The organism is Hymenobacter agri, from assembly GCF_054778495.1.
In genome coordinates this window covers 1-5,030 of sequence record NZ_BAAGZM010000303.1, presented here as the reverse complement: position 1 = coordinate 5,030, position 5,030 = coordinate 1, and the positions used below count along the sequence as shown (strand labels likewise).

The following is a 5,030-nucleotide window of genomic DNA, read 5'->3' as shown; positions in this document are numbered from 1 at the left end:
CGCCACGGTGCCGCTGCCGGGCCGGATGAGCCCCGCCATGATGCGGCACAGCACCGACTTGCCGATGCCCGAGCGGCCGTAGAAGCCCACCACCTGGCCCTGCTGCATGTTGGGCCGCGTCACGTCGAGCACCTGGGCGTTGATGTCGCGCAGGATGGGCTCGCCGTGGAAGGCGATGGAGACGTTGTTGAGCGTCAGGATGGGGTCGCGGTAGGCGTAGGTGTGGGCGGTCATGGTGGTTTCGTAACCCCACCCCCCGGCCCCCTCCCCTCCGGGGGAGGGGGAGCCATGGTGGCGCGGGTGTATGTTGAGTAAATGGCGAGATAAATTGTCAATTCATCAGGCTCCCCCTCCCCCGGAGGGGAGGGGGCCGGGGGGTGGGGTTACGCAGCCCCCAATTGCGAGTAGGGGAAAAACACCCGCCGCAGCAGCACAAACACATAGTCCTGCACGGCGCCGGTAGCCAGAATCACCAGCTGAATGGCCAGCACGCCATCGAGGTGCAGGTAGCGGTTCTGCTTGTAGAGCAGCAGGCCGATGCCGCCTTCGGATTGGTAGAGCGTTTCGACCAGCGTTATCATGGTCCAGATGATGGCGAAGTTCTGGCGCACCACTTCCAGCATCTCATCGAGCTTGCCCAGCACTACCACTTCGTAGAAGCTGCGCCACTCGCTCATGCCCAGGGTGCGGGCGTGGTCCATTTCCTCCTGCGTGGTGGTCAGAATTACGCTCGTCATGCCCGTGACGAGGTAGACGGTGGCGCCGAAGATGAGCACTGAAAGCTTCACCTGGTGGCCCGAGCTTACCAGCAGGGCCATAAAGAAGGTGAGGCCGGTGAGGGTGAGGTAGCGCATCTTGCTGGCGGCGAAGGCAATGGGCCGGAAGAAGGGCAGTGCCGTGAGGTAGGAAATGCCCAGCGCCAGCACCGTGGCCACCGCCAGCGCCTGCAGGGCCGTGGTCATGCTGGCCCACAGCTCCTGGATGAGGCCCTGCGAGGTAATGAGGTCGCCGAGTGAGCGCACAACTTCGCCCAGGCTGGGGAATAGCTGCATGGGATAGAACATCCATAGCAGCAGCAGCAGAGCCACTTGCGCTACCACCATCGTGCTGAACACGAGGCGGGCCGGCTGGGCATTGGGGGCGAAAAGAGATTTCATGGCAGATATTTTCAAAACGGTAAAGGCCGGTCAAACTCCCCTCCTCAGTCGAGGAGGGGATGTTGCCGTGCCCGCGGCAACTGGGGTGATTGTGTCGTCCGCGCCGTGGGAGCGAAATCGTTCGGGGGGCGTTCAACGAGGCCAACCACCCCCGTCCGCGCTTCGCGCGAACATCCCCTCCTCGGCTGAGGAGGGGAGTTGTCGTTCTAGTTGCCCAGCACCACTTCCACGCGGCGGTTTTTGGCTTTGCCGTCGGGGGTGGCGTTGCTGGTTACCGGCTCGGTGGCGCCGTGGGCGTACACCTGCACGCGGCCATCGGGGAAGGCGCTGCGGCTTTTGGCTTCGAGCCAGTGCTCCACGGCCATGGCGCGGTCTTCGGAGAGCTGCTGGTTGCGGGCGGGGTCGCCAGAGTTGTCGGTGTGGCCGTGCACGGCCACTTTCAGGCGGCCGGCCACCACGAGGTCGTTGAACAGCTGGTTGAGCTCGCGCTCGGCGGCGGGGGTGAAGGTGCTCTGGCCGGAGTTGAACTCGATGTTCCAGGCTCGCTTGCTCACGCTCTGGCGGATTTCGTCGTCGGCGGCAAACTGCTGGGTTTCAGCCGGGGCCACGGTCTTGTCTTTGTACTGGGCTTGCAGCTGCTGCAGGGGCTTGAGGTCGAGCATCTCGGCCAGCGGCACGTAGCTGGGCAGCTCCTTGGGATAGAGCTTGCTTTGCACGTCGCCGAAGGTTTTGTACACGGCGGCATACACGTTGGTGCCGCCTTCGTCGAGACCGAACAGGCTGAGGTTGTCGCTGAAATTGAAAGCTTTGCTGCCGCCCAACTCCACCACGTCGCCGTTGCGGTCGGTTTCGCTCACGCCCTTGTAGTATTTCAGCCAGTAGGCGCCGGGCTTGTCCTGGTCGCCGTACACGGCGGCTTCGATGTCGGCGGCGCGGGTCAGGGCTTCGGGGTGGGCTTTCACCTGGTCGCCGGCCACGGCGAAGGCCGTCATCAAACCCAGCACTTCCTTGGGGTGGGCGTCGTACCAGCGCTTAGTCGTCACCATGATGTTGGGCATCTGGTTGGAGTAGTCCTTCGTGCTCACGATGTTCACGAGGCCACCGCGCTGTTTGGCAATGTTCACGTCGCCGGGCGTCCAGGTGGCTACGGCGTCGGCCACCACGTCCACTTTCACGCCGGTGTTCTTGCCGTTCACCACTTTGGTCCGGGCTTCGGGCTTGCCGAGAATGTATTTCTCGGCGGCAACGAGGAAGTCGCTGGCGGCCATGAAGTTCACGGCTTCGGGGTCGTAGGTGGTTTCGTCGGGGTTCACTTTCAGGCCGTTATCGGCGCACCATTTCAGGGCAATGTTCTGGTCGCCGTCGCGCAGGTAGCAGGCCACGGTTTTGCCCAGGGCGGTTTTGGGGTTGTCGAGCCACTCTTTCGGGCCCATTAGCTTGTCTTCGCCGAAGCTTTTACCCACCGAGTACGGGATGACCTGCAGCTGGGTGCCGGCCTTTTTCAGCTCGCCCTGCACGGCCGAAAAACCGGGCAGGCCATCGCCCATAATGCTCACAATCAGGCCCGGCGTTTCGGGGTTGCGTTGCAGGTCGAGGGCGTTTTTCACCAGGTCGGCCTGCATCTTGCTCACATCGTCCTGGCGCACAATCTGCATGTCGAGCCCATTGGCGGCCGCGGCCGAACCCATCGTGGAACGGGGGCCGCCGTTGGCCAGCATACCGGCCATCTGGCTGTTCCAGGCCATCACCTCCCAGGTCAGGTGCGTGCCCTTGTCGGCCGGGGCGGTGCCGGGCAGCGGGGCCAGGGGCACCACCACCGTGGCCCGGCTGCCGCCCGTGGCCGTGGGCAGCTCAATGGAGTTCAGCAGTACCGACTGCGTGTCGGCTTTACGGAAGATGGTGTTGCTGGCAATCAGCTTGTTGATGCCGAAATAGAGGATGCCCACCAGGAGCAGTCCGATTACAATTTTACCGCGGGTAGTCATGTTAGTAAGGGCAAAAGGGGGGTGGGGCGCCCGGTTGGGCGCAATGATTTCTAAGGTTTTGGGGAGGGTGGCTAGCGGCTGGCTAAGTGGCTTAAGGAACTCAACTGGCTCACGTAGCTCAAGCGGCTTTTCAGGTTGTGATGCTGAGCGGTGCGTAGCGAAGTCGATGCATCGCTACCGCTTCGTTGAGGCGATTTGATGACTACTGAGGTAGAGATGCTTCGTTCCTCTGCTTGATGCGCAGAATACTCAGCATGACGTTCCACCAGTGCATTGTCATCGTAGCCCAGCAGGCCCACCAGGCCACAGGCCAGCAAAAAGCTAGTCAAGCAGGCTAGAGTAGGCATCATCGGAGGCTTTTTTAGTGGCGTTAATGGATTGGGACTGCTGCGGCTTTTCCTGCAACACGGCGTTGAAATCGCCTTTCTGATATTTCTCCAGCAGGCGCTGGCCTTTCTCGCTCATCACGCCGTTCTGGATGTCCATCTCCTTCACGAACTCCTGCGAGTAGCGCATGGCCTGCTTAATCTGGCCGAGCTGCTGGGCCATGTCCTGAGCCACGCGGTCGGTGGCCAGGTCGAAGAAGTACTTCTTGTCGGGGTCGCCGCGCAGAATGTTCATGGCGGCGCGCATGCCCGAGCTGGTGCGTTTCACCAGCGCGTACTCGTCTTTCAATAGGTTGACTTTGAACTTACTGCCGTCAATCTGACGCAGGGCGGCTTTCAGAATCTGGCGCATTACCACCGTCACGTTGGCCGTGGTGGTGGCCATCGGCATCAGGCGCTGGTTGTAGTCCTGAATCTGAGCGGCGCGGCTGGCGTAGCTCTCGGCCATGTCCTTTTCGCCCTGGCGCTGGGCGGCGGCGGCCAGGCTCAGGTACTCCTGCATCTGGGCGGTGTTGGCGGCCAGCTTGCGCTTCACCAGCTCGTGCGCGCCCTCGATGTTGGTGACTTCGGCATCCATCTTCCGCGCCTCCTTTTCGGTGTTGCGGATGTAGTCTTCCATGATGCCGATGGGGTCGGTGTTCACGAAAATGCCGGCCGCCGTGCGCAGAATGCGCTGCCCGGCATACCATAAACCGGCGTGAATGCGCTTATTCGTGGCCAGCAAAAACAGCACGAACAGCGTGCCCAGGCCAATGCCCAGCTTCACGGTGTCGAACACCATGTCCACCAGGAAGGGCAGAATCACGCCCCAGTAGTACACGGCCGCGCCGGCCAGGCCCAGCAGCACCACGCGGCCGGCCACTTTCTCGGGCTGCTGCCACTTGGGCAGCTCGGAGGTTTCGGAGTTGAAAGAAGGGAGGGTGTTCATCGGAGTAAGGGTTGGAAATGGTTAGCGGGAAGGGGTTTGCGTCAGGAAGGATTGGGTGGCCTGGCGGTGAGCCTGCAGCTCGGCCGCGGCGGCCGCGTGGGCCAGCTCGTAGGAGGTCAGCGCGGCCTGGGTTCTCTGCCGTTCAGCTTGGGTTTGCTGCTTCAGGTCGTTCAGCTGCTGGCTTTTAGCGGCGAGCTGCTCGGTGAGCGCGGCTACCTCGGTTTGCAGCTGGCTTTCCTGTTGCAGCAGTTGCACCAGCGGGCTGGGCGGGCCTTGCGGGTTGGCGCTTTCGCCCAGCTTTTCGCGGTGGCGCTGCTGCACCCGGGCCCGGTCGTCGGTCAGCTTCTGCTGCAGCTCATCGGCCGAGGCCAGCAGGGCGAGGAGGTCGGTACCGGTGAGGGCAGAGAAGGCGTTGAAGGCCGTTTGGTAGAGCAGCGGGCCGCTGAGGCCGCTGCCGCCCATGCTGTTCACCATTTTGGTGTAGGTGCCGAAGTCCTTGCCGTCGCTGGCCAGCAGGCTGGCAATGTGGTCGCGGTGGCGCTGCTCGGGCTGGCCGAGCGGCTGGCCGGCGACC

Annotated in this window: 5 protein-coding genes; all 5 read right to left on the bottom strand. The window is 62.8% G+C overall.

The features are described from left to right. The coding region (locus ACYVDE_RS14260) for an ATP-binding cassette domain-containing protein (protein WP_460502212.1) at window positions 1-234 on the bottom strand (234 nt) is incomplete at its 3' end. Between the two features lie 149 nt (window positions 235-383). Further along, window positions 384-1,157, bottom strand: coding sequence for an ABC transporter permease (locus ACYVDE_RS14255; protein ID WP_460502211.1), 774 nt, complete (start codon window positions 1,155-1,157; stop codon window positions 384-386). A gap of 206 nt (window positions 1,158-1,363) precedes the next feature. After that, window positions 1,364-3,142: an OmpA family protein gene (locus ACYVDE_RS14250; protein ID WP_460502210.1), complete on the bottom strand. Its 1,779-nt coding sequence runs from the start codon at window positions 3,140-3,142 to the stop codon at window positions 1,364-1,366. Window positions 3,143-3,463: 321 nt separating this feature from the next. Then, complete coding sequence (locus ACYVDE_RS14245; RefSeq protein WP_460502209.1) at window positions 3,464-4,456, bottom strand: PspA/IM30 family protein; 993 nt, start codon at window positions 4,454-4,456, stop codon at window positions 3,464-3,466. Window positions 4,457-4,477: 21 nt separating this feature from the next. Continuing rightward, the coding region (locus ACYVDE_RS14240) for a hypothetical protein (RefSeq protein ID WP_460502208.1) at window positions 4,478-5,030 on the bottom strand (553 nt) is incomplete at its 5' end.